Annotated in this window: 25 protein-coding genes and 1 tRNA gene; 14 read left to right on the top strand and 12 right to left on the bottom strand. The window is 69.3% G+C overall.

Features of this window, described 5'->3' with window-relative positions; all coding sequences use genetic code 11:
- Nucleotides 1-393 precede the first annotated feature (393 nt).
- Nucleotides 394-627: a hypothetical protein gene (locus tag ACLJWH_RS19870; RefSeq protein WP_411143064.1), complete on the top strand. Its 234-nt coding sequence runs from the start codon at nt 394-396 to the stop codon at nt 625-627.
- 17 nt (nt 628-644) lie between these two features.
- Entirely contained in the window at nt 645-1,673 is a 1,029-nt protein-coding gene (locus ACLJWH_RS19865; protein ID WP_411143063.1) for an IS3 family transposase, read from the top strand.
- 604 nt (nt 1,674-2,277) lie between these two features.
- On the opposite strand, the gene ACLJWH_RS19860 is transcribed toward ACLJWH_RS19865, so the two are convergent.
- Nucleotides 2,278-2,748: a hypothetical protein gene (locus ACLJWH_RS19860; protein WP_411143062.1), complete on the bottom strand. Its 471-nt coding sequence runs from the start codon at nt 2,746-2,748 to the stop codon at nt 2,278-2,280.
- Nucleotides 2,749-3,262: 514 nt separating this feature from the next.
- Here ACLJWH_RS19860 and ACLJWH_RS19855 point away from each other — a divergent pair.
- Nucleotides 3,263-3,628 carry a hypothetical protein gene (locus ACLJWH_RS19855; RefSeq protein ID WP_411143061.1) on the top strand — a complete coding sequence of 122 codons (366 nt, stop codon included), beginning with the start codon at nt 3,263-3,265 and terminating at the stop codon, nt 3,626-3,628.
- 511 nt (nt 3,629-4,139) lie between these two features.
- On the opposite strand, the gene ACLJWH_RS19850 is transcribed toward ACLJWH_RS19855, so the two are convergent.
- Nucleotides 4,140-4,865 (bottom strand): DUF5324 family protein, encoded by a 726-nt coding sequence (locus tag ACLJWH_RS19850; RefSeq protein WP_411143060.1) that lies wholly within the window; start codon nt 4,863-4,865, stop codon nt 4,140-4,142.
- A 318-nt stretch (nt 4,866-5,183) separates the two neighbouring features.
- On the opposite strand from ACLJWH_RS19850, the gene ACLJWH_RS19845 reads away from it, so the two are divergent.
- Nucleotides 5,184-5,711: a peptidylprolyl isomerase gene (locus ACLJWH_RS19845; RefSeq protein ID WP_052857304.1), complete on the top strand. Its 528-nt coding sequence runs from the start codon at nt 5,184-5,186 to the stop codon at nt 5,709-5,711.
- Nucleotides 5,712-5,903: 192 nt separating this feature from the next.
- A complete protein-coding gene (locus ACLJWH_RS19840; RefSeq protein ID WP_411143059.1) occupies nt 5,904-6,821 on the top strand; it encodes a rhomboid family intramembrane serine protease in 918 nt (305 codons plus the stop codon).
- A 237-nt stretch (nt 6,822-7,058) separates the two neighbouring features.
- On the opposite strand, the gene crgA is transcribed toward ACLJWH_RS19840, so the two are convergent.
- A complete protein-coding gene (crgA, locus tag ACLJWH_RS19835) occupies nt 7,059-7,313 on the bottom strand; it encodes a cell division protein CrgA (protein WP_052857306.1) in 255 nt (84 codons plus the stop codon).
- Nucleotides 7,314-7,457: 144 nt separating this feature from the next.
- Between crgA and ACLJWH_RS19830 the strand changes: the two genes are divergently transcribed.
- The 6 genes from ACLJWH_RS19830 (at nt 7,458) to ACLJWH_RS19805 (ending at nt 12,282) form a co-directional block, all read left to right on the top strand.
- A complete protein-coding gene (locus tag ACLJWH_RS19830; RefSeq protein WP_411143058.1) occupies nt 7,458-8,228 on the top strand; it encodes a DUF881 domain-containing protein in 771 nt (256 codons plus the stop codon).
- Nucleotides 8,229-8,266: 38 nt separating this feature from the next.
- Nucleotides 8,267-9,007, top strand: a complete 741-nt coding sequence (locus ACLJWH_RS19825) for a class E sortase (protein WP_411143057.1) — start codon at nt 8,267-8,269, stop codon at nt 9,005-9,007.
- A gap of 80 nt (nt 9,008-9,087) precedes the next feature.
- Nucleotides 9,088-9,264: a hypothetical protein gene (locus ACLJWH_RS19820; RefSeq protein WP_411143056.1), complete on the top strand. Its 177-nt coding sequence runs from the start codon at nt 9,088-9,090 to the stop codon at nt 9,262-9,264.
- Nucleotides 9,261-9,926, top strand: a complete 666-nt coding sequence (locus tag ACLJWH_RS19815) for an aminodeoxychorismate/anthranilate synthase component II (protein ID WP_411143055.1) — start codon at nt 9,261-9,263, stop codon at nt 9,924-9,926. Before ACLJWH_RS19820 ends, ACLJWH_RS19815 begins: the two co-directional genes overlap by 4 nt.
- Nucleotides 9,923-11,518 (top strand): class E sortase, encoded by a 1,596-nt coding sequence (locus tag ACLJWH_RS19810; protein WP_411143054.1) that lies wholly within the window; start codon nt 9,923-9,925, stop codon nt 11,516-11,518. Before ACLJWH_RS19815 ends, ACLJWH_RS19810 begins: the two co-directional genes overlap by 4 nt.
- 26 nt (nt 11,519-11,544) lie before the next feature.
- Nucleotides 11,545-12,282: a class E sortase gene (locus tag ACLJWH_RS19805; RefSeq protein ID WP_411143053.1), complete on the top strand. Its 738-nt coding sequence runs from the start codon at nt 11,545-11,547 to the stop codon at nt 12,280-12,282.
- Between the two features lie 99 nt (nt 12,283-12,381).
- On the opposite strand, the gene pknB is transcribed toward ACLJWH_RS19805, so the two are convergent.
- From pknB to ACLJWH_RS19775, 6 genes are all read right to left on the bottom strand, one after another.
- The gene (pknB, locus tag ACLJWH_RS19800; protein WP_411143052.1) at nt 12,382-14,385 is read right to left on the bottom strand and encodes a Stk1 family PASTA domain-containing Ser/Thr kinase; all 2,004 of its coding nucleotides are present in this window, start codon (nt 14,383-14,385) and stop codon (nt 12,382-12,384) included.
- A gap of 146 nt (nt 14,386-14,531) precedes the next feature.
- Nucleotides 14,532-16,001, bottom strand: a complete 1,470-nt coding sequence (locus ACLJWH_RS19795; protein WP_411143051.1) for a peptidoglycan D,D-transpeptidase FtsI family protein — start codon at nt 15,999-16,001, stop codon at nt 14,532-14,534.
- The gene (locus tag ACLJWH_RS19790) at nt 15,998-17,386 is read right to left on the bottom strand and encodes an FtsW/RodA/SpoVE family cell cycle protein (protein WP_411143050.1); all 1,389 of its coding nucleotides are present in this window, start codon (nt 17,384-17,386) and stop codon (nt 15,998-16,000) included. Before ACLJWH_RS19790 ends, ACLJWH_RS19795 begins: the two co-directional genes overlap by 4 nt.
- A 23-nt stretch (nt 17,387-17,409) precedes the next feature.
- Nucleotides 17,410-18,957: a PP2C family protein-serine/threonine phosphatase gene (locus tag ACLJWH_RS19785; RefSeq protein ID WP_411143049.1), complete on the bottom strand. Its 1,548-nt coding sequence runs from the start codon at nt 18,955-18,957 to the stop codon at nt 17,410-17,412.
- Between the two features lie 120 nt (nt 18,958-19,077).
- The gene (locus ACLJWH_RS19780; protein WP_411143048.1) at nt 19,078-19,605 is read right to left on the bottom strand and encodes an FHA domain-containing protein; all 528 of its coding nucleotides are present in this window, start codon (nt 19,603-19,605) and stop codon (nt 19,078-19,080) included.
- 10 nt (nt 19,606-19,615) lie between these two features.
- Entirely contained in the window at nt 19,616-20,452 is an 837-nt protein-coding gene (locus tag ACLJWH_RS19775) for an FhaA domain-containing protein (RefSeq protein WP_411143047.1), read from the bottom strand.
- A 504-nt stretch (nt 20,453-20,956) separates the two neighbouring features.
- Between ACLJWH_RS19775 and ACLJWH_RS19770 the strand changes: the two genes are divergently transcribed.
- Nucleotides 20,957-21,040, top strand: a tRNA-Leu gene (locus ACLJWH_RS19770).
- A gap of 265 nt (nt 21,041-21,305) precedes the next feature.
- Here the strand turns inward: ACLJWH_RS19770 and ACLJWH_RS19765 are convergent.
- Nucleotides 21,306-22,274, bottom strand: a complete 969-nt coding sequence (locus ACLJWH_RS19765; RefSeq protein ID WP_411143046.1) for a LysR family transcriptional regulator — start codon at nt 22,272-22,274, stop codon at nt 21,306-21,308.
- 242 nt (nt 22,275-22,516) lie between these two features.
- On the opposite strand from ACLJWH_RS19765, the gene ACLJWH_RS19760 reads away from it, so the two are divergent.
- Complete coding sequence (locus ACLJWH_RS19760; RefSeq protein ID WP_411143045.1) at nt 22,517-23,656, top strand: MFS transporter; 1,140 nt, start codon at nt 22,517-22,519, stop codon at nt 23,654-23,656.
- A 278-nt stretch (nt 23,657-23,934) separates the two neighbouring features.
- On the opposite strand, the gene ACLJWH_RS19755 is transcribed toward ACLJWH_RS19760, so the two are convergent.
- Nucleotides 23,935-24,585, bottom strand: coding sequence for an FMN-dependent NADH-azoreductase (locus ACLJWH_RS19755; RefSeq protein WP_411143044.1), 651 nt, complete (start codon nt 24,583-24,585; stop codon nt 23,935-23,937).
- A gap of 125 nt (nt 24,586-24,710) precedes the next feature.
- Here ACLJWH_RS19755 and ACLJWH_RS19750 point away from each other — a divergent pair, with 125 nt between their 5' ends.
- Entirely contained in the window at nt 24,711-25,073 is a 363-nt protein-coding gene (locus ACLJWH_RS19750) for a winged helix-turn-helix transcriptional regulator (protein ID WP_052857320.1), read from the top strand.
- Nucleotides 25,074-25,284: 211 nt separating this feature from the next.
- Here the strand turns inward: ACLJWH_RS19750 and ACLJWH_RS19745 are convergent, their stop codons facing one another.
- Nucleotides 25,285-25,719, bottom strand: coding sequence for a MarR family winged helix-turn-helix transcriptional regulator (locus ACLJWH_RS19745; RefSeq protein ID WP_052857321.1), 435 nt, complete (start codon nt 25,717-25,719; stop codon nt 25,285-25,287).
- Nucleotides 25,720-25,804: the final 85 nt, after the last annotated feature.

Here is a 25,804-nt window from a genome sequence, read left to right as displayed (position 1 = left end):
CCCGCACACCAGCTCGATCAGCACCCTGACCGAGGCGCGAGTCCACAGCACGCCGGTGTGCCCGATATCGGCCGGAGTGTAGTCCGGCTTCGTCTGCACCACCGCCCCGCGCGCCAAGTTGTCCGGCAACTCACCCGTCCCGGCCCGTGGCTGGCGCACCACAGCCGGCAATGCCTGCCGCCCACCAGCCTGGAACGCCCTCCACGAGGTGCCGACCGACCTCGGGGACACCCCGAACATCTCCGCGACCTGTCCGTAGGCCCCGACCCGCCCGGACTTCAGTGCCGCGATCACCCGCAGCGGCAGCTCCTCCTGCGCGGCAGGTGTTCAGCTGCCGCATGTCCCCGCCCTCGGTCACACCCCACCAGCGAGCAGGAATCCCGTAAGGGCGCTGTGCTGCAGCGCGAGCGGCTGTACGACTCCCACGTCAAGGAGTGGCGGGCCGCGCTGGTCGACCGCCGGACTTCCCCGGCCCGGCCGAAGAAGTCGGCCACCGAGGCGGAGAACGAGAAGCTGCGCCGCCAGGTGGAACACCTGGAGAAGGAACTGGCCCGGAACAAGGCCGCGCTGGAGATCCTGGGAAAAGCTTCGGCGCTCTTGGAAATGATCTCCGAGAGCGCGGACTGACACACGCCGCCGGTCCCGTGGCCGACGAGGCGTTCACCGGCATCGAGGGTGAACTGGGCATCACGTCCGCGTGCCGGCTGACCGGCCGCTCGCGGGCCACCCACTACCGCAGGCTGCAGCCACCCGCCAGCCGGCAAGCCCCGCGCCCCACAGGTCCAGCCCGCGCCCCACAGGTCCAGCCCGCGGCCCTTGGAGCCGAAGAGCGCGCCGCAGTAGTGGAGTTGATGAACAGCAGCGAGTACGCCGAGCTGCCACCGGCTCAGATCTGGGCCCGCGAACTGGACGCCGGACGCTACCACTGCTCCGTCTCCACGATGTACCGGATCCTGCGCGAGAAGGGACAGTCGGGCGAGCGCCGCCGCCAGGCCACCCACCCCGCCAAGACGGTCCCCGAACTGGTCGCCGCCGCCCCCTCACAGGTGTTCACCTGGGACATCACCAAAGCCGCCGGCCCGGACAAGGGCATCTGGTATGACGCCTACGTCGTCATCGACATCTTCAGCCGCTACATCGTCGGCCACACCGTCGAGCGGGCCGAAACAGCTGAGCGGGCCGAGGAGCTGATCCGCGAGACCAGCACCCGCAACGGCATCGTGCTCGACACCGTGCACGCGGACCGCGGCACCTCCATGACCTCCAAGAAGGTCTCCCAGATGCTGATCGACCTCGGCGTCACCAGAAGTCACTCACGCCCCAAGGTCTCCAACGACAACCCCTACTCGGAGGCCCAGTTCAAGACCACGAAGTACATGGCCGACTACCCCGAGCGATTCGATTCCCTGGCCCACGCCCGCGAATGGTTCGACACGTTCATCGCGTACTACAACCATGAGCACCGGCACTCGGGCATCGGCTTCCACACCCCCGCCAGCGTGCACTTCCACACCGCCGACGAGGTCCGCGACCAACGCGCCGCCACCCTCGCCAAGGCATACGCCCGCCACCCCGAACGCTTCAGCCGCCGCCCCCGACCGCCCGAGATACCCACACAGGCATGGATCAACGACCCCGCTAAACGCAGAGAACCCACACCACAGACCTCATAGCCCCACCACCGTCTCACTGGCCTTGACATCTTCCGACGGAGGGCGCTGGGCAACACTGGAAGGCGTAGCGGAAGTCCGTACGCCTGACCCAGACAAGACGTGATGACCGAGGCCCAGCAGTCGTCATCGCCCCTACGAGGGGTACCGACTCGAATGGGCCGCCGGAACCCTCGTCGTGCCCACCGCCCCGGTCGGGGAGCGCCTGAACGCCGAGGACTGGGGACTCTTCGACGGCCCGGCCGATCTGTCCGCCGCACCGACGAATACCTCGGCGAAGGCTTCGCCCGGTCACCGCCACCCTCCCGCCGGCCGCCGGAGCCTCGAACGGCTGGCGCTACGGTGCGATGCCGGTCAATGAGGGCACATTGCTCATGCGAAGGAGCTGCCTGTTCATCCTGTCTGCTTTTCTGGCAGGGTGATTAAGGGTCCTGCCGGGGCACTAGGTTTTCTTCAGCAACGCATCTTGACCCCGTGCTGACATGTCAGCACGGGAGCACGATCGAGGCGGATCGAGCAGGGTTCAGGAGGATGGAAACGGGGCCTAATGTCCGATTCTCCGGCGTTTTCGCAGGTCGGGAAGGTAACAATTTCGGGTTCGACTCCCCTAGGCTCCACATCCAGAGAGGCCCTCTGAACTGCGGAAACGCGGGTCGGAGGGCCTCTTCTCGTGCTTCCGGTGGGCGCGAAGTGGGCGCGCCCGCTCGCTTACGGTCGCAGGCACGGCGGCGGGCATCGAGACCAAGGAGCGCAGGGACGGGGGCGGCCGGCAGAAGGCGTCGTGGGTGGCGTTGGCCGGCCCGTCCCCATGGACGAACACGACCAGTCCGTGCGGGAGCTTCCCGCTGGCCGGGCGAGCGAGGACCCCGTTCAGTGGCCGCGCGCCACAGGCGATCGTCACTCGCTCCTCGGCGAGGCCGTAGTCGTTCTGGTAATTGATCCACCCGTCGGCCAAGGCATGGACGAGGGCAAGAAAGCCGCAGGCCACAAAAGCCACTTCGGCGTCGGTGCACCCAGCCTCCTCCTGGCGGTCCGGGGCATCGCTGCCGGTATCTGCGACCTCGTCGGCGGCATCCACCTGCTCTCCGGCATCTCTCCGGCATCGCCGTCGCCCGCCCCGCATCACCAAGTCATGGGCCGACGCCGGATGCCGCACCAGAGTCACCGACCACGGCGCCACCTCCGCCGCCGACGTCGAAGTCGCCCGCCGCGACCGCGTCTCGACCGCTGCGTGCGTCGGGCGAGGTGTGCACGGGCCGCTGCGTACAGGGCTCTGGCGCGGCGGTTCGCGCGGGTCGGCGTGGCGCGGTGGGCGAGCGAGCAGGGGCTGGTCAGCCGTGGTGACGAGCATCGGCCCGGCAAGGCGGCGCGGCTTCAACAGGTTTTTACTTACCTCGCGTTCTTGACGTTTTCCCAGGGGAGTAGCCTCTGAAGAAAGGTACAAATGCGGCATACGCACTCTGCTCCTGGGCGGCCACCCAAAGGTGGTGTCGCGCTCGGGGCAGCTCTCGAACCGTTGGTTCCCGCGCGCTGCGGGGACTGTTCAGCGGGTGCGGGCCGCTCGATCCCTAGCGATGAGAAGGTGTGGACGTATGCCCACGAACCGATTTACTCGGGCCATCGCAGTGGCCGCAGGAGGTCTCCTGCTGGCCGGCGGAGCCGCCGTTGCCACAGCCGGGACGGCGTCCGCTGCCCCGACGCATGCGGCATTCAGCTACTCCAGCCACGACGGCGGACACGGCTACGGCGACCACGGCGGCTATGGCGACTGGGGCTATGGCTACGGCGACCACGGCGGTGGTGGCTACGGCGACCACGGCGGTGGCTACGGCTACTTCGTCGGTGACCACGGCGGTGGTGGCTACGGTGACCACGGCGGTGGCTACGGCTACTTCGTCAGTGACCACGGCGGCGGTGGCTACGGCGGTGGCTACGGTGACCACGGCGGTCGCTGGTAACCATCCCCCTGTGAGTCGGCCCCGCCCATGTGCAGGTTCGGCGGGGCCGTCATCACGCTCAGGCGGGCCGGCCGGAACGCTCCGGACGGAACGTCGTGGGCGGCCTGAAGCGCGCAGGCACGGCTGTCCCTCTGCCCGGTGATCCGGTGCCAACGAACCTTGTCGCGTGCCATTGCTGACGGAGAGTTCTGACTTACGGCGCCGCGAGGCACCTGGCAGCGGGGCGACGGATCACTGTGTACGCAGGCCGTGTCCGCAAGCCGCGTACACGGTGTGCCCCGTATGTGTCTCGTATCCCGGTGGTCTCAACCGGGGTGCGGCGCACGGCGGCCGGCGCCGCGTGGGGTGGGCGGCGGCGACGTCGGTCGTGGTGATCAACCCCATGGTGTGCCGGGCCGCTATGCCGGTTCGAGGCAGGACGGCACCAGGAAGGGCTCGCCGCACCGACGGCCGTGCCCGCCACTCCTCCCGGGGTGGCGGGCACGGCCGTCGCTGTCGTGGCCGGTCGGCCTCAGGCCGGGGTGGGGCCGTCGCGTTCGTCGGAGTCGGGTCCGGCGCCGTCCGGCTTGGCCTGGGGTTCCCGGTCGGTGGCGGCGCCCCCGCCGCCGTCCACCGCGCTCAGCCGGCCGCGGTCGCCGACCTCGGTGGGGGCGGGCGGCTCGACCAGCCAGTCCGGGTTGGCCTGCTTGTCCCACCACTTCCACGCGGCGACCGCGCCGACGGCCAGGACGCCGACGATCGTGAGCCGCTTGGCGAGCTTGCCGCAGCAGGCCCTGCGGTGGTGCTTCTTGGCGAGCTTCTCGATCTCGGCGGCGGTCACCTGGCCGCGCAGCGCGGCGAGTGCGGCGGCGCCCCGGGCGAGGGCCTCCTCGCGGACCGGCTCGGCGGCGGCGCGGGCGCTGAGCACCGCGCTCTCCACCCGCGGCGCCGTGTACTCGGCGGCCTGCCGGGCGGCCTTACGGGTCCGGCAGGCGGCGCGGTTCGCCGCGGCGTCCACCTTGGGCGGCAGGGCGCCGCGCGCGGACTCGAGGCGCGGCTGGAGATGGGTGTCGTAGTGCGAACGGGCCTGCTGCGCGGCGTCGGCCACCTTGGGGGCCATCCGGGTGCGGGCCTCATGGGCGTAGTGCACGGCGGTTTCCCTGGCCGTACCGGCATACGGAGCCACCACCTCCGCGGCGTGCCGCACGCTGTCCTTGGCCGTACCGGTCGCGGTGCGCACGCTGTCCTTGCGGGTCACGGGATCCTCCTCCTCGGTGGCGTGTCCGGGGCTTTGGGGGCTGCTCCCCCAGGTCTGCTGGGTCGCCTGTCCACCCGATTGACGATCATGCCCGGTCACGCGTCGTACGGCATGCGCGAGCGGGCATCCGGGTCATTGCGGACCTTCCGGAGCCTTGGGACGACAATGCCACGGTTCGGCGTTGTGTGTGCCTGGTTCCACGGCCCCGGCGCGCGGAAAGAGATCCGTACGAAGGCTGCCGGGAGGTGGCCGCACGACGCGCGGGCCGGTCCATGCGAGGATCGGGAACCGTCAGTGAAGACTTATGGAAGGTAGATCGTGGCTGAACAGCTCTACGCCACCCTGAAGACCAACCAGGGCGACATCGAGATTCGGCTCCTGCCGAACCATGCCCCCAAGACGGTCAAGAACTTCGTCGAGCTCGCCACCGGTGAGCGGGAGTGGACGCATCCGGCGACCGGCAAGAAGTCCAAGGACAGGCTGTACGACGGTACGGTCTTCCACCGGGTGATCAGCGGTTTCATGCTCCAGGGCGGCGACCCGCTGGGTAACGGCACCGGTGGCCCCGGCTATGAGTTCGGGGACGAGTTCCACCCCGACCTGGCCTTCAACAAGCCCTACCTGCTGGCCATGGCCAACGCCGGTCCGGGCACCAACGGCTCGCAGTTCTTCATCACCGTCGCGCCGACCGCGTGGCTGACCGGCAAGCACACCATCTTTGGTGAGGTCACCACCGACGCCGGCAAGAAGGTCGTGGACGCCATCGGCAACACCCAGACCAACCCGCGCACCGACCGTCCCGTCCAGGACGTCGTCATCGAGTCGGTCGTCATCGAGACCCGCTAGTCGGGTACGCCCCGGTCCGGTTCGGCCCGGTCCGCTCCCGTCCGGCCCGGCACGGTCCGGCCGGAATCGCGGGCGTGGACCGAGCGCGTCCCGTTCCGGGGAACCATTACGCCCCGCCCGGTCGTACACCGGGCGGGGCGGTGTTGTTACGCGCCGGCGGGCCGACGCCGGAGAGGACGAGGTAGGGGACCGATGGATCAGGTGCCGGGCAGCCCGCAGGAGCCGCACAACGCGCAGAGTGGCGACGGCCTGCCGGGCTGTTACCGTCATCCGGACCGGCCGACCGGCATCCGCTGTGCTCGCTGTGAGAAGCCGATCTGCCCGGACTGCATGGTCAGCGCCTCGGTCGGCTTCCAGTGCCCCGACTGCGTACGCGGTGGCAGCGGCACCGGACACTCGGCGCACGCGACGGCGCCGCGCACGATCGCGGGCAGCACGATCGCCGCCAACCCGCGGCTGATCACCATGATCCTGCTCGGCATCAATGTGGCGGTCTTCGTGGCCGTCTCCATCGGCGGCCGGCTGAACAGCGATCTGGTCGCCCGGTTCGACATGATCGGCCTCGCTCTGGACCCGGCGCTCGGCGGGCTCGTCGGAGTCGCCGACGGCCAGTGGTACCGCCTGGTCACCGCGGTGTTCCTGCACCAGGAGATCGCGCACATCGCGTTCAACATGCTGTCGCTGTGGTGGCTGGGGCCGCCGCTGGAGGCGGCGCTCGGTCGGGCCCGCTACCTCACGCTCTATATGCTCGCCGGTCTGGGCGGCAGCGCCCTGTCGTATCTCCTCGCTGCGCAGAACCAGCCCTCGCTCGGGGCGTCCGGCGCGATCTTCGGGCTGCTGGGCGCGACCGCCGTCCTGCTGCGCCGGCTGAACTACGACATGAAGCCGGTACTGATCCTGCTCGGCCTCAACCTGGTCTTCACATTCCTGTGGCCGAATATCGCCTGGCAGGCCCATGTCGGTGGGCTGGTCGTGGGCGCCGCGGTGGCGTACGGAATGGTGCACGCGCCGCGCGACCGCCGGACGCTGGTGCATGTCGGGACGTGTGCGGTGGCGCTGCTGGCGATCATTGCCGTGGTGTGGGTACGGACCCTTCAGCTGGTGGGCTGAAGGGCCCGTTCCGTCAAGTTGTCCACAGTGCGTGGTGGATCTTGTGCATGCTGTGGGGAACATCCGTTCCGGATCGCACTGACCTACGTTTCCCCAGTCAGGACAGGGGGTGAGGGGGGGGCGGGTGCGGGTGCCACCGATCACACCGGCGTCAACCTTCCGGAAGTTATCCACAGATCTTCTGAAGTTTTCCCCGGCTGTGGATAACTGTGTGGATGGCCTTGGGCAGGGCTTGCCCTACTTCCACTGTGTGGATACGCCGAACCCCACCGCGATGAAGCCGAAGCCGCACACGATGTTCCAGTTGCCCATGGCCTTGATCGGGAGATCGCCTTCGGACACGTAGAAGAGGATGATCCAGGCGAGTCCGATCAGGAACATCGCCAGCATCAGCGGCGCGACCCAGCCACGGCCTGGGTTCATCTTCAGGCTGGTGGTCTTCGCCGGCGGCGGCGTGAAGTCGTCCTTCTTGCGGATCCGTGACTTCGGCACGAGGAACTCTCCTGTCGATGCGCTGCGTGACCGCGCGGGGCCGTACGGGATGGGAGCCGGGTGAGGAAGCGGCGGGGAGCGATTTCTCGCCCGGGGCGTCCGTTAGCGTAGTGCTTCCGCGGCGTCGTAAGGAGTAAGGGTACGTTGAGCAGTTCCGCCGACTCCCCTGGCCGCCCCGCCCGCCGCCGTCTGCGGCCCGTGCGGATTCTCACCCTCGCCGTCTTCGCGCTCGCCGGCCTGATGTTCTGGCTGAGTTTCGACACCGCGCGGGGCACGAACCTCCGCTCGGACGATTCGATGCTGCGGCTCTCCGACCTCATCCAGGAACGCAGCAACAAGAACGGCACCCAGGACGACCGGAACGCCACCCTGCGCGCGGACGTCGACGGCCTCGCACAGCGTGACAACGGCAGTACCAAGGCCGCGGACGCCAAGCTCAGGGCGTTGGAGAAGGACGCCGGCAGCAAACCGGTGGCAGGCCAGGGGGTGAGCGTCACGCTCACCGACGCCCCGCCGAACGCCACCGCCAAGATCCCCGGAGTGCCCGACCCGCAGCCCAACGACCTGGTCATCCACCAGCAGGATCTGCAAGCCGTCGTCAACGCCCTGTGGCAGGGCGGGGCCAAGGGCATCAGGGTCATGGACCAGCGGCTGATCTCCACCAGTGCGGTGCGCTGCGTCGGCAACACCCTGATCCTCCAGGGCCGCGTCTACTCGCCGCCCTACAAGGTCACCGCCGTAGGCGACCGCGATGCGCTGAAAAAGGCGCTGAACGCCGCCCCCGCCATCCAGAACTACCTCCAGTACGTGAACGCCTACGGACTGGGCTGGAAAGTCGACCAGCACGACACGGTGACTCTGTCCGGCTACTCCGGCACAGTGGATCTGCACTACGCACAGCCTGTGAAGCCGTAACCCGCGCGCCGCGGGGCGGCGGGAGGGGCGGGGCCGGTATGACGACGCGGTGGATCGTACGGACGGTCAGCGAAATCCTCGTCACCCTCGGTACCTTGATCGTCCTCTTCGTCGTCTACGTGCTCTTCTGGACCGGCGTACGGGCCGACAGCGCGATGGACGGCGAGCTCGGCGCCTTGCAGCAGCGCTGGTCGGCGGGGCCGGCGGCCGGCGGCGGGAGCGGCGGCACGGGCTCCGCGGGCGGTACCGGAACCACGGCCGGACCGTCGGGCGGTGCCACCGGGGAGCCACCCCGACAGCCCGCGTACGCGGACGGCACGTCCTTCGCCGTCATGTACATCCCGCGCTTCGGCGCCGACTGGGCCAAGCCCGTCCTCCAGGGCACCGCCACCGACACCCTCAAGCGCGGCCTCGGCCACTACGAGCGGACCGCGCGGCTCGGCGCGACCGGCAACTTCGCGGTAGCCGGGCACCGCAGGACCTACGGCGACCCCTTCAAGGACTTCCCGCAGCTGCGACCCGGCGACGCCGTGGTGCTGACCGATGGCACGACCTGGTTCACCTACCGCATCGACAAGCGGCCCTATACGACGCTGCCCAGCGACATCGGGGTGATCGATCCGGTGCCGCGGAAGTCCGGCTACGACGGCCCCGGGCGCTATCTCACGCTGACGACCTGTGAACCGGAGTGGGGTCACAGCCACCGGCTGATCGTCTGGGCACACCTCGACGCCACCCAACCCGTGGGACGAGGAAGGCCATCGGCTTTGACCGGCTGACCCCCCTGCTCGACCCTCTCCCTTTACTCTGGTGGGGCAATCGACATCGTCATCGGCATCGGCAAGGGGACAGCGACAGCATGTACGGCTGGATCTGGCGGCATCTGCCGGGCAACGCATGGGTGAAGGCGCTCATCTCACTCCTGCTGGTGCTGGCGGTCGTCTTCGTGCTTTTCCAGTACGTCTTTCCGTGGGCGGAGCCGATGCTCCCCTTCAATGACGTCACGGTCGACCGAGGGATGGCAGCCGTCCGATGACCGCACGGATTCTCGTTGTCGACAACTACGACAGCTTCGTCTTCAACCTCGTTCAGTACCTCTACCAACTGGGTGCCGAATGCGAGGTGCTGCGCAATGACGAGGTCGCGCCGAGCCACGTCCAGGACGGCTTCGACGGCGTACTGCTGTCACCGGGGCCCGGCACGCCCGAGCAGGCCGGCGTCTGCGTCGACATGGTCCGGCACTGCGCGGACACCGGCGTCCCGGTCTTCGGCGTCTGCCTGGGCATGCAGTCGATGGCGGTCGCCTACGGCGGTGTGGTCGACCGGGCGCCCGAACTGCTGCACGGCAAGACCTCGCTCGTCTCCCACGAGGGCTCCGGTGTCTTCACCGGTCTGCCCTCCCCCTTCACCGCCACCCGCTACCACTCCCTCGCCGTCGAGTGGGACACCGTCCCGGACGAGCTGACCGTCACGGCCTGGACGGAGACCGGAGGCGCCCCGGGTGCTGCGGCGGGGCGGATCGCGATGGGGCTGCGGCACCGAGAGCTTCCGGTGGAGGGCGTGCAGTTCCACCCGGAGTCGGTGCTGACCGAGTGGGGGCACCGGATGCTGGCCAACTGGCTGGTGGAGTGCGGCGACAAGGGAGCCGTGGAGCGCTCGACGGGGCTGGCCCCGGTGGTCGGCAAGGCCGGCGCGTGACCGCCCTGCGCCCCGAGCGTGAAGGGAGAGCACACGAGCCGCACGAACCACCGCAGCAGCCCTATGAGCCGCAGGATCCGTACGGGCACCGCGATCCGTTCGAGACGGACGACGCGTTCGAGGCGGCGGTCGGGCAGCTCAACGACCCGCTGAACGATCCGCTCCCGGGCCGGCCCGCACCGGCCCCGGCGCCCGCACCGTACGGGCAGCACAGCCGGCCCGCCCCCGCCGCGCAGCCGGCGCCGCCCGCCGCGTCCCCCAGGACCGGCGGGCGCCATGCCAACAGGACCCAGGACAGTGGGCAGGGCGCTCCGCAGGTCACACAAGGGGCCGGGCGGCAGGGCTCACCGTGGTTCCGGCCGCATCAGCCGCCGGAGCCGCCGGTCCGGTCGCAGCCGCCCGACCGACCGCAGCAGCCGTATCAGCCGCCGCCACCGCCGTCCTACGAGGCCGTGTCGCCGCCGCAGCCCTACGCGCCCGAGTCCGCCGGGCCCGGCCAGGGCTATGGCCCCGGATACGCGTCCGCACCCACGCCGTCCGAACCGATATCCGCGTCCTACGCCGCACCGCAGGCCCCGGCGCCGCCGCCGTCCGGCGGACCGCGGCAAGACGACGAGACCATGGCGCTGCGTCAGGCCGAGGCGCCCGGTGCGACGCGCTTCGATGGGCACGCGCCGGACCGTGAAGCGGACGCTGTTTCACGTGAAACAGCGGATTCACGTGAAACAGCGACGGTGCCGTCGCCCGGCGGCCGTGCCGCGCGGCGTAAGGCCGCGCAGGAGGCCGCCAAGCGGGGCGGTAAGCGCGGCCGCCATGGTGGTCCGGCCGCCGCCGGTGCTTCCGCCGCCCCGGACGCCGAACCGGCGCCGGCACCGACCTCCCGGCTGGCGGCGCGGCGTGCCGAGCGGGCCGCCAAGGACAGCCCCAGCCTGATCCTCAGCCGCGCGGTGGGCGAAGTGTTCATCACCCTCGGCGTGCTGATGCTGCTGTTCGTCACCTACCAGCTGTGGTGGACGAATGTGCTGGCCCAGCAGCAGGCCGGCGGTGCCGCCAATACGCTCCAGAACGAATGGAGCAGCGGCGCCGGGGAGAAGAAGAACCTCGCGGCCGGTGAGCGTTTCGCGATCATGTATATCCCGAAGCTGGATGTGAAGGTCCCGATCGCCGAGGGAATCGACAAGCACAGCGTGCTGGACCACGGCATGGTCGGCCATTACGACGAGCGCAGCGGGATCAAGACGGCGATGCCCTGGGATGCGAAGGGCAACTTCGCGGTGGCGGGCCACCGCAACACCCATGGCGAGCCGTTCCGCTATATCAACAAGCTCACCAAGGGCGACAAGATCGTCGTCGAGACGCAGGGCGCCTACTACACCTTCGAGATGGAGAGCATCCTCCCGCAGACCTCACCGAAGAACGTGAGCGTCATCCAACCGGTGCCGCAGGGCTCGGGGTTCAGCGGTCCGGGCCGCTACATCACTCTGACGACCTGTACTCCGGAATTCACCAGTACCTACCGGATGATCGTCTGGGGCAAGATGGTCGACGAGCGACCGCGGAGCAAGGGCAAGCCGGATGCGCTCGACAGCTGAGCGAACGTAAAAAGGGGTACTACGCGGTGACTGCCACCGGATACGACGAGGACACCGACCGGTCGCCGTCCCCCGCGCCGCGCCGCGCACGGGGGATCATCGCCTCCATCGTCAGCGTCATCGGCGAGCTGCTGATCACGGCCGGGGTGATCCTGGCCCTGTTCGTCGCCTACTCGCTGTGGTGGACCAACGTCCTCGCCGACCGTGAGGCGAACAAGCAGGGCGACCAGGTGCGCAAGCACTGGGCGACCAGCGGTCCCAAGGGGCCGGGTGCGCTGGACACCAAGGACGGCATCGGCTTTCTCCATGTACCGGCGATGAGCGGCGGCGAGGTGCTGGTCAAGAAGGGCACCGACTCCGAGATCCTCAACGAGGGGGTGGCCGGCTACTACACCGAGCCGGTCAAGTCGGGGCTGCCGCAGGACAAGAAGGGCAACTTCACGCTCGCCGCCCACCGCGACGGACACGGCGCGAAGTTCCACAACATCGACAAGCTCAAGGACGGCGACCCGATCGTCTTCGAGTCCAAGGACACCTGGTACATCTACAAGGTCTACGCGACGCTGGAGGAGACCTCGAAGTACAACGTGGATGTCCTCGACGCCGTCCCGAAGGAGTCCGGTAAGCGTCAGGCCGGCCGCTACATCACGCTCACGACCTGCACCCCGGTCTACACCTCGAACTACCGCTACATCGTGTGGGGCGAGCTGGAGCGCACGGAGAAGGTCGATGCGGACCGTACGCGTCCCAAGGAACTGCGCTGAGTCGCAGCACCGGACGGGTTCCGCCCGCCCCCTCATACAGGACAGAGCCCCGGTCGCCGTCAAGGCGGCCGGGGCTCCGTTCATGCGTGGTGCGGTCCGTTAGTGATGGCGGCCCCATGGACCGCCGAAGAGGCCGCCGCCGTCGCTCTCGTCTCCGCTGTTGTCGTCCCCGCCGATACCGATGGTGGTCAGCTTCACGGTGGTGGACTTGGGGTCGGCGGGCGTTCCCGGCGCCGGGTCCTGGGCCGTCACCTGGGCCTTGTTGTCCTGTGGACTGCCGTCGGCGAACTGGATGTTCGTGTACCCGGCCTGCTGTAGCGCCTTCTTGGCGTCCTTCACGGACTGGCCGACCACGCCCGGAACCGGCGTCTGCGCCGCCGCCTTGCCGACCGTCAGGGTGACGGTCGAGTTGTTCTCGACCTGGGAGTTGGCCCCGGGGTTCATCGCCGTGACCTTGCCGATCTGCGAGGGATCGGAGACTTCCTGCTCCTGCTTGTTCACCTGGAGACCGAGATCCGTCAGCTGCTTCGACGCCGCGTTGAAGTCCTGGCCCATGACGCTCGGGACGGTGGTCTTCTTGGGTGCCTTGGCGATGGACAGCGTGATCTTGGTGTTCTTGGTCTTCTTGGCGCCGGCCTGCGGGTCCTGCTCGGCGACGGTGCCGGGGTCGCGTTCGGACACCGTCTCGTGGGACTCGACGTTGGTGAAGCCCTTGGCCTCCAGCTCCGACCGCGCGTCGGCCAGGGTCAGGCCCTTCACGTTGGGGACCGAGATCTGCTCGGGCCCGCTGCACATCGTGACGGTGACCGTGCCGTCTTTCTCGATCTTCGTGCCGGAGGCCGGTTCCTGCTTCGTGATCTGGTTCTTCTTGACGTTGTCGCAGGCCGTGCTGGAGCCCTCGGCAACCTTGAAGTTGCCGTTCAGCCCGGCGTCCTTGGCCTGGGCCAGTGTCTTGCCGACGAGGTTCGACACCGACACCTTGCCGCTGTCGGTCTTGCCGCTGAACATCGCCTTGCCGATGAAGATCGCACCGACCAGCACGAGGACGCCCGCGGTCACCAGCAGAACCGTCGAGGTACGGCTCTTCTTCTGGCCGCCGCCCCGGCGCCGGTCGGGCCGATCGTCGTAGCCGTAGCCCCCGTCGTCCGGGTTCATCGGCGGCAGCATCGCCGTCTGGCCCGCCGGGTCCTGCGCCCGCAGCATGGTGGTCGGCCGGTCCTGCTCGTAACCCGCCGCGCCGAGGCCGGCAGCGGCGGCGACCGGCTGGCCGTCCAGCGCCGCCTCGATGTCGGCCCGCATCTCATCGGCCGACTGATAGCGGTAGTCCGGATCCTTGACCAGCGCCTTGAGGACGATGGCGTCCATCGCGGGCGTGATCTCGGGGTCGAAGTTGCTCGGCTTCTGCGGCTCCTCGCGGACGTGCTGGTAGGCCACCGCGACCGGTGAGTCACCGATGAACGGCGGCCGCACCGTGAGGAGTTCGTAGAGCAGACAGCCGGTGGAGTACAGGTCGGAACGGGCGTCGACCTGCTCACCCTTGGCCTGCTCGGGCGAGAGGTACTGCGCCGTGCCGATGACCGCCGCGGTCTGCGTCATCGTCATACCGGCATCGCCCATGGCGCGGGCGATGCCGAAGTCCATGACCTTGACCTGGCCGGTGCGCGTCAGCATGACGTTGGCCGGCTTGATGTCACGGTGGACGATGCCGGCCCGGTGCGAGTACTCCAGCGCCTGGAGGACACCGGTGGTCATCTCCAGGGAGCGCTCGGGCAGCAGCTTGCGACCGGAGTGCAGGAGCTCGCGCAACGTGGAACCGTCGACGTACTCCATGACGATGTACGGGATCGAGACCCCGTCGACATAGTCCTCGCCGGTGTCGTAGACCGCGACGATCGACGGATGGTTCAGCGAGGCGGCCGACTGGGCCTCCCGGCGGAACCGGGCCTGGAACGACGGATCGCGGGCGAGGTCCACCCGCAGCGTCTTCACAGCTACGGTGCGGCCCAGGCGGCTGTCATGCGCGAGGTAGACCTCCGCCATGCCACCGCGGCCGAGCACCGAGCCCAGCTCGTACCGGCCGCCGAGGCGACGCGGCTCTTCCATAAGCTTCTCCAGCCCTCTCCGTCAGTCCCGACCGCACCGGTGTGTGGTCCGGCGGTGTGCTGTTCGGCCATACGGTACCCGGCACGCCGCGCCCTTCCAGGCCCTGGCCGTCACCTGATATCCGACCGGTATTGGCATGACCTGGGTCACTTCTTGCCTTGCAGAACCGCCTCCATGACGCTCTTCGCGATGGGGGCGGACAGCTTGCCGCCCGCGATGTCGTCGCGGAGGGTGTCAGAGCTTTCGATGACGACGGCGACGGCGACCGGTGTGCCCTTGTCGGTCTTCGCGTACGAGATGAACCAGGCGTACGGGTTGTCCTTGTTGTTCGCGCCGTGCTGCGCGGTACCGGTCTTGCCGCCGACCGTGACGCCGTCGATCTGCGCGTTGGTTCCCGTGCCTTCCTTGACCACGGTCTCCATCATCTGCTGGATCTTCTGCGCGTTCTCCGACTTGAGCGGCTGGCTCATCTCCTGCGGAGTGTGCTGCTGGATGACGCTGAGGTTCGGCGCGACCAGCTGCTCGACCATGTACGGCTTCATCAGCTTGCCGCCGTTGGCGATCGCCGCGGTGACCATGGCCATCTGAAGCGGCGTGCTGCGGTTGGACGCCTGCCCGATGCCGGCCATCGCGTTCTGAGGCCGGTTGTCCTTCGGGTAGACGCTCTCCGAGGCGCGGACCGGGGTGTCGACCTTGCCGTCGTTGAAGCCGAACTTCTCCGCCTCGGCCTTCATCGTCTTGTTGCCGAGGTCGGCGCTGATCTTGCCGAAGACGGTGTTGCAGGACCAGCGCAGCGCTTCCCTGAGGCTGGCGTTCTCGCAGGGGATGTTGCCCTCGTTGTTCAGCGGCAGGCCGGCAGTGTCCGGCAGCGTGTAGGGCAGCGGCGAGTTCGTCTTGGCGTCGATGTTGGTGTAGAGCCCGTTCTCCAGCGCCGCCGCGGCCGTGACGACCTTGAAGGTGGAGCCGGGTGGGTAGGTCTGGCGCAGCGCCCGGTTGAGCATCGGCTCGCTGGGGTCGTTCTTCTTCAGGAGCGCGTTGTACGCCTTGGAGTCCGCGTCGGTCATCCCGGCGAAGGTGGACGGGTCGTACGACGGGGTGCTGGCCAGCGCCAGGATCGCGCCGGTCTCCGGGTTGAGCGCGACGACCGCGCCCTTCTTGTCGCCGAGTCCGTCGAAGGCGGCCTTCTGGGCCTTGGCGTCGAGGGTGGTCACCACATCGCCGCCCTTCTTCTTGCCGCCGGTGAACATGTCGACGGTGCGGCTGAAGAAGAGCTTGTCGTCGGTGCCGCTGAGGATGCCGTCGTTCAGCTTCTCCAGCTGGTTGGAGTCGAACGCCTGCGAGGCATAGCCGGTGACCGGCGCCCACATCTTGCCGTCTTTGTATGTGCGCTTGTACTTGAAGTCGCCGCTGTCGGTGACCGTCGAGCCGGTGATGGCCTTGCCGTCGACGATGATGTTGCCGCGCGGCGTGCTGTAGCGCTCGATCGCGACGCGGCGGTTGTTGGTGTCGTGCTTGAGCTCGTCGGCCTGGACGAACTGGACCCAGTTGACGCGGACCAGCAGAGCCAGGACGAGCAGGCCGCAGAAGATCGCGACCCGGCGCAGGGGCTTGTTCACGGGCGGACCACCTGGGTCATCTCGGCGTCGGTGGAAGGTGCGGGAGCCGGCGCGGGCCGGCGCGCGGTGTCGCTGATACGCAGCAGGATCGCGACGAGTGCCCAGTTGGCGATCACGGATGAACCACCCTGGGCGAGGAACGGCATCGTCATACCGGTGAGCGGGATGAGACCGGTGACGCCGCCGGCGACGACGAAGACCTGCAATGCGAAGGCGCCGGTCAGACCGACCGCCAGCAGCTTGCCGAACGGGTCACGCGCGGCCAGCGCCGTACGCAGACCGCGCTCGATCAGCAGGCCGTACAGCAGCAGCGTGGCCATCAGTCCGGCCAGGCCGATCTCCTCGCCGACCGTGGCGAGGATGTAGTCGCTCTTCGGCGCGATGCCGAGGATGAGCCGGGAGTAGCCCTGGCCGAGGCCGGAGCCGAGGATGCCGCCGGAGCCGAAGGAGTACATGGCCTGGGCGGTTTCCGTGACACCGCCGTTGGAGGCCAGCGCCAGCGGGTTGAGCCAGTTCTCGATACGGGTCTGGACGTGCGATTCGAAGGTGGCCACCGCGACCGCGCCGCCCGCGCTGAGCAGCAGACCGAAGACGATCCAGCTGGTGCGCTCGGTGGCGACGTACAGCATGACGACGAAGAGGCCGAAGAAGAGCAGCGAGGTGCCCAGGTCGGTCTCGAAGACGAGGATCATCAGGCTCAGTGCCCAGATGACGAGGATCGGTCCGAGGTCGCGGCCCCGCGGGAGGTAGAGGCCCATGAAGCGGCGGCTGGCCAGGGCCAGGGCATCGCGTTTGACCATCAGATAGCCGGCGAAGAAGATCGCGATGATGATCTTCGCGAACTCGCCGGGCTGGAGCGAGCCGAGACCGGGAATCGTGATCCAGATCTTGGCGCCGTTCACACCGGGGAAGAAGACCGGGGCGACCAGCAGGACCAGAGCGACGACCATCGAGATGTAGGTGTAGCGCTGAAGGACGCGGTGGTCCTTCAGGAAGACCAGGATGGCGAGGAAGAGCGCGACGCCGAAGGTGGACCACATCAGCTGGTTGGGCGCCATCGCCTTGCCGAGCGAGGGCTCCTGGTCGAGCCGCCAGATGAAGATCAGGCCCATGCCGTTGAGCAGGGTGGCGATCGGCAGCATCAACGGGTCGGCGTACGGCGCCCACTTGCGGACGACGAGGTGGGCGATGCCCGCCAGCAGACCGAGCCCGAGGCTGTAGCCCAGGACGCCGGCCGGGACCGAACCGTCCTTGGCCAGGCCGACGTTGACGTACGCGAACACCGGGACCAGCACGGCGAAGACGAGCATCGCCAGCTCGGTGTTGCGGCGGCTCGGGGCTCCGATCGTGCCGATGGTGGTGGTGTTGGTGGTGGTACTGCTCATGAGTTGTACGGCCCCCTACGCCCTCACTGCTGGGTGCTGCAATTTTTTTCCAGCTTCTGCTGCTCCTCGGCGGAGGGGGCCTGGCCGGCCGCGGAAGAGGGAGTGGCGGACGGGTTCGCGGCCAGTGTGCCGGGCACACCGGTACCGCCGCTGGTCTTGCCTGTTCTGTCGCCGGACGAACCGTTCTTGCCGGGGGTTCCGCCGGTCTGGCTCCCGCCCTTGGCGTGAGCCGCCTCGCGCTCGGCGGTCTCCCGCTGCTCCTTGACGCGGCAGGCGTTGGCCTGCTTGCCGAGGTCGGAGACCCTCTCGCGCGCGTCGTTGCGGTTGTCGGCCGGAATATTGCCCTTGACCAGGTTGCGCTGGTACAGCGGCAGGTACTTGAGTTCGATCTCGGGGTGGTCCTCGTCGACCTTGTTCAGCGTCATCCACGCCAGGTTCTGGCTGATGCCCTGGTAGACCGCGACGTGGTCGTCCTTGGCGCCGACGAAGTACTGGGTCTGCGTCCAGCGGTAGCCGGCGTAGAGCCCGCCGCCGATGACGCCCAGCACCAGGGCGGTGAACAGCGACCGCTTGAGCCACTTCCCGCGCCGCGCGGGCTTGAGGTACTCCTCGTCGGTGAACGCGCCGAACGAGCCCTGCGGCGCCCCCCCGGCCTCCGGGTCGCCGCTGCCGGGCGGGCCGAAGGCGCCGCCGTGGTCCTGCGGCGGTACGTCCCGGCGGCCGAGCTCGGCGGCGCGGGCGGCCGGCGTCTGCAAGGTGCTCGGGTCGCTGAGCTGGTGCTGGTTCTCGGCTACGGCGCCCACGATGACGGGAGTGTCGTTGAGCTGGGCGGTCATCGTTTCATTGCCGTCCACGTCCAGGACGTCGGCGACGATGCAGGTGATGTTGTCCGGTCCGCCGCCGCGCAGGGCGAGCTGGATCAGCTCCTGAATGGTCTCGTGCGGCCCGTGGTAGCCGGCGAGCGTCTCTTCCAGCGTCTGGTGGCTGACGACTCCGGACAGTCCGTCCGAGCAGATCAGATACCGGTCGCCGGCCCGCACCTCGCGGATCGAGAGGTCCGGCTCGACGTGGTCACCGCTGCCCAGGGCCCGCATCAGCAGCGAGCGCTGCGGGTGCGTGGTGGCCTCTTCCTCGGTGATACGGCCCTCGTCGACGAGCCGCTGCACCCAGGTGTGGTCCTGGGTGATCTGCGTCAGCAGACCGTCGCGCAGCAGGTAGGCGCGCGAGTCGCCGACGTGCACGAGACCGAGCCGCTGACCGGTCCACAGCAGGGCGGTCAGGGTCGTGCCCATGCCCTCCAGCTGGGGGTCTTCCTCGACCATCACCCGCAGCTGGTCGTTGGCACGCTGTACGGCGGTGCCCAGCGAGGTGAGGATGTCCGAACCCGGGACGTCGTCGTCGAGCTGGACGAGAGTGGAGATCACCTCGGAGGAGGCGACTTCGCCGGCGGCCTGACCGCCCATGCCGTCGGCGATGGCGAGCAGTCGCGGACCGGCGTAGCCGGAGTCCTCGTTGCCCTCCCGGATCATGCCCTTGTGCGATCCGGCGGCGAAGCGCAGTGACAGACTCATGCGCACCTCACCCGTCGGTTCGGGGTACATCCGCACGGTGCCCACCCTCCGGTCGGGAGCACGCTCGGGTCCGCCGAGTGGACCGCCGCGGCTCGCTCGCTCCGCTCGCTCATTGTCGTACTACTTCCGCAGCTCGATGACGGTCTTGCCGATGCGGATCGGGGCTCCCAGCGGGATCGGTGTCGGCGTCGTCAGCCGGTTCCGGTCCAGATACGTGCCATTGGTGGACCCGAGGTCCTCGACGATCCACTGGCCGTCACGGTCCGGGTAGATCCTGGCATGCCTGCTGGACGCGTAGTCGTCGTCCAGCACGATCGTCGAGTCGTGCGCGCGGCCCAGCGAGATGGTCTGCCCCTGGAGGGCGACGGTGGTACCCGTCAGCGTGCCCTCCGAGACGACCAGCTTGGTGGGCGCGCCTCGGCGCTGACGGTTGTTGCCGCGGCCGCCTTCCTGGCGGCGCTGCTGTGGTGGCGGCGCGGCGGGCTGGCGCTGCGTACGCGCTTCCGGCCCACCTCGCCGGGCGGCGCCACGCTGTGTGACGCGCGTGCCGAACAGATCGCTGCGGATGACCTGAACGGCCACGATGACGAACAGCCACAGTACGGCGAGGAAACCCAACCGCATGACCGTGAGGGTCAGCTCTGACATTGCCCCCGCTTCACCCTTCGGCTTGCCGGTAAACGATGGTGGTACTGCCCACGACAATCCGCGAGCCGTCGCGGAGATTAGCGCGAGTGGTGTGCTGCCCGTCTACCACGATGCCGTTCGTGGAGCCCAGATCCTGGATCGTGGGGGGCGTTCCGACCCGGATCTCACAGTGCCGCCGAGACACCCCCGGATCGTCGATCCGTACGTCGGCGTCGGTGGAGCGGCCCATGACGAGCGTGGGGCGCGAGATCTGGTGGCGGGTGCCGTTGATCTCGATCCAGCGCCTGGTCTGCGCATACGGCTGCGCTCCCGTACCGGGCGGTGCCGGACGGGGCATGGGCTGTGCGCCACCGGGAGGCGGGGACGAGGGCATCGGGGGCGGACCCACGTGACCTCCGCCGGGCTGGCCGCCACGGGGCGCCGTGGTGGTGCGCTGGGCGGCGGCCGCCTGACCTGGCTGCTCCTGGGACGAGCTGGACGCAAGGGTGCGGCTGCGGACGCGGTACAGGCCGGTGTCGAGATCGTCGGCCTTCTCCAGATGGACCTTGATCGTGCCCATGAAGGTGTACCGCTGCTGCTTGGCGTAGTCGCGGACCATGCCGGAGAGCTCTTCGCCGAGCTGCCCGCTGTAGGGGCTCAGGCGCTCGTAGTCGGGGGTGCTCAGTTCGACGATGAAGTCGTTGGGGACGACTGTGCGGTCGCGGTTCCAGATGGTGGCGTTGTTGTCGCACTCGCGCTGGAGCGCGCCGGCGATCTCAACGGGCTGCACCTCGGACTTGAACACCTTGGCGAAGGTGCCGTTGACGAGACCTTCGAGACGCTGTTCAAAACGCTTCAGTACTCCCATGGAGCACCTCCTTCCTCAGTCTTCGTCGGGGTCGTCCTGATACTGCTTACTGATCGTATCCACGCGTCGGGAAATCGGCTGGTTCCCCTCTCCCGCCTGGAGGACGAGTGTCGCCCCTCACAGGGTTGCCCGGTGTTTGCCTTCTCCTTGCCCACTGCTTGTGCACTGCGATCGTAGATGTGCCCTGAAGACAGTGTCCCGCAACCGGCGACGTTCCTGACCGGGCGGGTGCCCCGGTTCTTCTCAGGGTCGGGCCCCCGGTGCGGGCGGCTGGCCCCCTGGTGGCGGACACCGCGAGTGTGAACCCTGTCGGGGCCGCCCGGCGAGCGGCCGGTGCCGCGGAGGACGGCCGGCCTCGGCCCGCTGCGCTGCGGGGACCGGGGAAAAAGGGGTGTGAAGGCACCCGCGACACCGTGCTAATCTTCTGGATGTCGGCAGGCGCTCGCACAAGACACCGGACCAAACGGCCCGGATCGCGTGAGAGAATCAATCGGCAGCACCCATGCGCGGGTGGCGGAATAGGCAGACGCGCTGGATTCAGGTTCCAGTGCCCGAAAGGGCGTGGGGGTTCAACTCCCCCCTCGCGCACAGATGAGACCCCTGGTCTCCGGAGAAATCCGGCGGCCAGGGGTTTTTGTTTTGTCTGGTGGCGTCAGTGGGTCGGGTAGGTCGGAGGTTCACGGAGCTCGTCGGAATCGAGGGGATCGATGGGTTTGGTGTGTTCGACGGGTTGGTCGGGTTCAGCGGCTCTATCGGGATCGCCGGTTCTGTGAGTTCGCTGGGGCGTTGGGGTTTGCCGGGTGTGGTGTCCGGTGTGGTGGCGGTGGCGGTTCGGGGGCGTCGGGGCTGAGGGCTACGTCACATCCGGTGCGGTGGTCGCGTGCGTCAGGTGGGTCACGTGTGTCGTGGCCGTCACGTGTGCCACCGCTGCGCTGAAGGCGCGGATGCGGGCGGTTTCGCGGGCGGGGTGGTGGAGGAGGCCCAGGACGGAGTCCGGGAGGCCGGTGACGGGGACGAAGGCGATGTCGCGGCGGCCGTGGTAGTCGGCGGTGGGGCGGCAGAGGAGCATGGCACCGCGACCGGCGGCGGTGAGGGTGATGCCCTCTTGCAGGGTGCTGACGGCGGGGCCGGCCGGGACGGGGCGTCCTTCGGGGGTCACGGTGGGGGCGTGCGCTTCGCGCCAGTAGGCGGGTGCGGGGCCGTCCGCGGAGATCAGGGGGACGGCGGTCAGTTCCTCGGCGGTGAGGGTGGTGCGGGACGCCAGCGGGTGCCGTACGGATATGGCGAGGGTCTGCGGCTGGGCGGAGAAGACCGGGCCGAGGGTGAGATCGGGCTCGGCCACCGGGAGCAGGGTGACGGCGACGTCGACCGCACCGCTGCGGAGCGCCCCGAAGGGGTCGCAGAACGGGATCTCGACGATCTCCGTGTCGCAGCCCGGGTGGCGGGCCTGGAAGGCGTCGATGGCGCGCATGATGCGGTCGTCCGCGGTGCCCTGGAAACCGATGGTCAGCCGGCCCTCGATGCCGCGGGCGGCGGTGCGGGTGGTCTCCACGGTGGCGCGCAGGGCGTCGTAGGCGGGCCGCAGGGAGGTGCGGAAGTCCTGGCCGAGGGGAGTGAGGCGTACGCGTCGGCTGGTGCGGTCCACGAGGCGGGCGCCGATGCGGGACTCCAGGGCGCGCAGGAGCTGGCTGACGCGGCTCTGTGAGACGTACAGGCGCTCGCCGGTGCGCCCGAAGTGCAGTTCTTCGGAGAGGACGAGGAAGCATTCCAGCTCGCGGAGATCCAGGCTGCTGGCGCCGGGGGGTTCGGGTGGACCGGGCATGGCGGGCTTTCGGTGCGGGTCGGCGGTCGGCGGTGGTGGCAGGCGGTCGGTGGTGGTCGGTCTATGAGTCCTGCTTATTGAAGGGTGAGGACTTCGGCGTTGTTCCCCGGTGGGCGCGGGCGTTGGCTGGGGGCATGACGGAGATCGATGGCGGGCGACCGGTGGGCGACGCGGAACCGGCGGATCAACTTGCGGCGCAGAACGGTGGGTTGAGGCGGGTTAGGACCGGTGGGTGGCCCGCTGTGGGAGCGCTGGCGGCGGGGACGTTCACGGTGGTGACGTCGGAGATGCTGCCGGTGGGGCTGCTGACGCCGATCGGAGGTGACCTGGGGGTCTCGGACGGGACGGCGGGGCTGACGCTGACCGTCACCGGTCTGGTCGCGGCGGTGGCGGCGCCGTTGCTGACGTTGCTGGTAGGGCGGATGGACCGGCGAGTGGTGCTGGTCGCCTTGATGGGGATGCTGGCGGTGGCGAATCTGCTGGCCGCGAATGCGTCGAATGTCGTGGTGCTGCTGGTGGCCCGGGTGCTGGTGGGCCTGGGAATGGGCGGGGTGTGGGCGCTCGCGGCGGGGCTCGCGGTGCGGTTGGTGCCCGGTAGGCGGGTGGCGGTGGCGACGTCCCTGATCTTCAGCGGGGTCGCGGCGGCGTCGGTTCTGGGGGTGCCGGCCGGTGCGTTCGTGGGCGAACTCGGGGGCTGGCGAGCGGCGTTCGTGGCGATGGCGGTGGTCTGCGCGGTGGTGGCGGTCGCGCTGGCCGCCCTGCTGCCGCCGCTCCCGTCGGCCGGTGCGGTGCGGCTGAGCGGGGTGCTGGGGCTGTTCCGCAGCGCGTCGGTACGGACCGGGCTGCTGCTGGTCGCGCTGTTGGTGACGGGGCATTTCGCGGCGTACACGTATGCGCGGCCGGTGCTGGAGGAGGTGGCCGGGGCGGGCGCGGGGCAGATCGGCACGCTGCTGCTGGCCTTCGGCGTCGCGGGTCTCGCGGGGAATTTCGCGGCCGGTACGGGGGCGGCCCGCTCGCCGCGCGCGACGGCGCTGGTGATCTGCGGGGTGCTGGCGGGTGCCGTGCTGCTGGTGCCGGTGCTGGGGCGCGGTGCGGGCGTACCGGTGGCGGCGGTGCTGCTGGCCGTATGGGGGCTGGCCTACGGGGGCGTGTCGGTCAGTACGCAGACCTGGCTGATGGCGGCGGCGCCGGGTGCGCGCGAGGCAGCCTCGGCGCTCTTCGTGGGCGTGTTCAACGGGGCCATCGCGCTGGGGGCCTTTGCCGGTGGCCGGGCCGCAGACGGCTGGGGCACCACTGGGGTGATGTGGCTGGGCGGCGCGCTCGCGGTGGGGGCGCTGGTGACGGTGGGGGTGGGGCGGGCACCGGAGGGAGGCGAGGGGTGAGGTGAGCGGGGGGAGGTGATGGTGGGGGAGGTTCGGGTGGGGCGTGAGCCCGGGGGCGTTGGGCACGGGGTTGGTGGCCTCGTGGCCGGGGGCGCCCCCGGGCGGCGCGGGGTGGTGCGTGGCAGCGCCGGGCGGTGCGGGTGGAGCGGCTCCGGGGGTGGCGGCCTCCGGCCGGAGGCGGATCCGTAGCGTCGGGTGGGGGACGCGGCCGGATGCGTGGAACCGGGTGCGGTGGGCCGGAGTTGGGACGCCCGGGGTCTGGCGCCGGGGCGTGCGTGTCAGGCGGTGAAGCGGTTGGCGAGGGATTTGGCCTTGGTCATGGCGTTCGAGTGCGCCTTCTCGCGGGAAGCCTCGTACAGCGGTACGAGCTCGGCCATCGCCGGGTTGGAGGGCGCCATGGTCAGCTCGGGGACGATGAACTCGACGTCGAGGCCGAGCATCTCGCCCAGGACGGCCTGGAGGTAGTTCTGGACGTACTCGAAGCCCTCGCGGGGGGTGCCCGGCGCGTACGACCCGCCGCGGCTGGCGACGACGACGGCCGGGGTGCCCTTGGCGGACGGCTCGGCACCGGCCGTACGGCCCGGGATGATCACCTGGTCGAGCCATGCCTTGAGCGTCGAGGGGATCGTGAAGTTGTACATCGGGGCGGCTATGACGATCGCGTCGGCCTGCTCCAACTCCTCGGCGAGCCGGGCGCGGAGCGCGAAGGCGGTCTGCTGCTCGGGGGTGCGCGCCGCGGGATCGGCGAAGCCCGCGGCGGCGCCGGTGCCGTCCAGGTGCGGCAGCGGGTCGGCGGCCAGGTCGCGGTGGACGACCGTGCCGTCGGGGTGCTGCTCCTCCCAGGTCTTGCGGAAGGCCGAGGTCACCGAGCGGGAGGCGGAGCGGCCCTCGGGGAAGACGGAGGTGTCGAGAAGCAGAAGCGTGGCCATGGGGATCGGTCCTTCGGTTCGCAGCCGGACGGTGCGGCTCGCCAGTTGGATTCCGTGCGTAACTATTAATAGCATAGTGGCTTACTTTTCCGCAGCAGCATACGGGAAGGCGGTATCCTGGGTGCATGGCGGACCACGACGAGGCGATGTGCAGGCAGGTCGACGGCGGGGTGACGCGCGTCTTCGAGGTGTTCGGGAAGCGCTGGACGGGTCTGATCGTCGCCACCCTGATGCCGGGGCCGGTGCACTTCGCCGACCTGCGACGGGCGATTCCCGGGATCAGTGAGCGCATGCTGTCGGACCGCCTCATGGAGCTGGCGGTGACCGGCCTGGTCGTGCGCGAGGTGGACGCCGGTCCGCCGCTGCGCGTCGCCTACCGGCTGACCGAGGCCGGGCGGGCCATGGAACCCTCGCTCAAGGAGCTGTCGCGCTGGGCCGAGACGTACCTCGCCGAGGGCGGGCAGTGTCCGGAGCGGTTCCGGAAGTAGCCGGCGGCGGTCGGAGACGACTGGAAACGGCCCGAAAGTGGCCGGAGTGCTGCGGTCGGGGGTGTGCGGCGTGAGGTGGGCCGCCGTCGCCGACTGCCGTGCTTGCGGAGCTTGTGGTGTGGAAGTGTCCACCGGGCCGGGTGGGTGGCGCGGGCCAGGGCGGGGCCCGGTGAGCTGCGTGAATGCGTCAGTGCGTCAGTGCGTCAGTGCGTCAGCCGAGTCTCTCCTGGGCGGCGTTGTAGCGCAGCAGGTATGACGCGAAGCGGTCGAGGTCGGCCTCGTCCCAGTCGGCCAGTCGCTCGTGGAACGCCTGGCGGCGGCTCGCGGTGACGTTGGCGAGTACCTGGGCGCCCTTCTGTGTGGGGTGCAGCACCTGGACGCGGTGGTCGTCGGGGTCGACGCGGCGCTCGACGAAGCCGAGTTTCTCCAGGGCGGCGATCTGCCGGCTGACCGTGGACTTGTCCAGGAAATAGTGCGCCGCGAGGTCTGTGGCCCGGCATCCGTTCTGGTCGTCGAGGTGCGCGAGCAGGGTGTACGAGACGAGCGACAGCTCGGGATGCATACGGGCGGCGGTGGCGCGGGCCCGGCGGGCGAACGCGGTCATCTCCTGCTGGATGGTCTCGACGGAGTCGTCGCGGTGGGCCACGGGGTTGCCTTTCGGTGGAGTAGTTGTATAGTACAACGTGATTGAGAGTTGTATTAGCCAACCATCGACGCTGAGTCGACTAGCT

The sequence above is a fragment of the Streptomyces sp. x-80 genome (genome assembly GCF_046549095.1).
Taxonomy (GTDB): Bacteria; Actinomycetota; Actinomycetes; order Streptomycetales; family Streptomycetaceae; genus Streptomyces; species Streptomyces celluloflavus.
The sequence above is the reverse complement of the archived record's forward strand: the minus strand, read 5'-3'. Positions and strand labels throughout refer to the sequence as shown.

Bases quoted from the DNA above. Each gene is read 5' to 3' on its own strand.
- ACLJWH_RS19855 (WP_411143061.1), top strand. From the start codon at position 3,263: ATGCCCACGAACCGATTTACTCGGGCCATCGCAGTGGCCGCAGGAGGT.
- ACLJWH_RS19750 (WP_052857320.1), top strand. From the start codon at position 24,711: ATGGCGGACCACGACGAGGCGATGTGCAGGCAGGTCGACGGCGGGGTG.
- ACLJWH_RS19820 (WP_411143056.1), top strand. From the start codon at position 9,088: ATGTACGGCTGGATCTGGCGGCATCTGCCGGGCAACGCATGGGTGAAG.
- pknB (WP_411143052.1), bottom strand. From the start codon at position 14,385: ATGGAAGAGCCGCGTCGCCTCGGCGGCCGGTACGAGCTGGGCTCGGTG.
- ACLJWH_RS19780 (WP_411143048.1), bottom strand. From the start codon at position 19,605: ATGTCAGAGCTGACCCTCACGGTCATGCGGTTGGGTTTCCTCGCCGTA.
- ACLJWH_RS19755 (WP_411143044.1), bottom strand. From the start codon at position 24,585: ATGGCCACGCTTCTGCTTCTCGACACCTCCGTCTTCCCCGAGGGCCGC.
- ACLJWH_RS19785 (WP_411143049.1), bottom strand. From the start codon at position 18,957: ATGAGTCTGTCACTGCGCTTCGCCGCCGGATCGCACAAGGGCATGATC.
- ACLJWH_RS19765 (WP_411143046.1), bottom strand. From the start codon at position 22,274: ATGCCCGGTCCACCCGAACCCCCCGGCGCCAGCAGCCTGGATCTCCGC.
- ACLJWH_RS19825 (WP_411143057.1), top strand. From the start codon at position 8,267: ATGACGACGCGGTGGATCGTACGGACGGTCAGCGAAATCCTCGTCACC.
- ACLJWH_RS19815 (WP_411143055.1), top strand. From the start codon at position 9,261: ATGACCGCACGGATTCTCGTTGTCGACAACTACGACAGCTTCGTCTTC.
- ACLJWH_RS19775 (WP_411143047.1), bottom strand. From the start codon at position 20,452: ATGGGAGTACTGAAGCGTTTTGAACAGCGTCTCGAAGGTCTCGTCAAC.
- ACLJWH_RS19790 (WP_411143050.1), bottom strand. From the start codon at position 17,386: ATGAGCAGTACCACCACCAACACCACCACCATCGGCACGATCGGAGCC.
- ACLJWH_RS19840 (WP_411143059.1), top strand. From the start codon at position 5,904: ATGGATCAGGTGCCGGGCAGCCCGCAGGAGCCGCACAACGCGCAGAGT.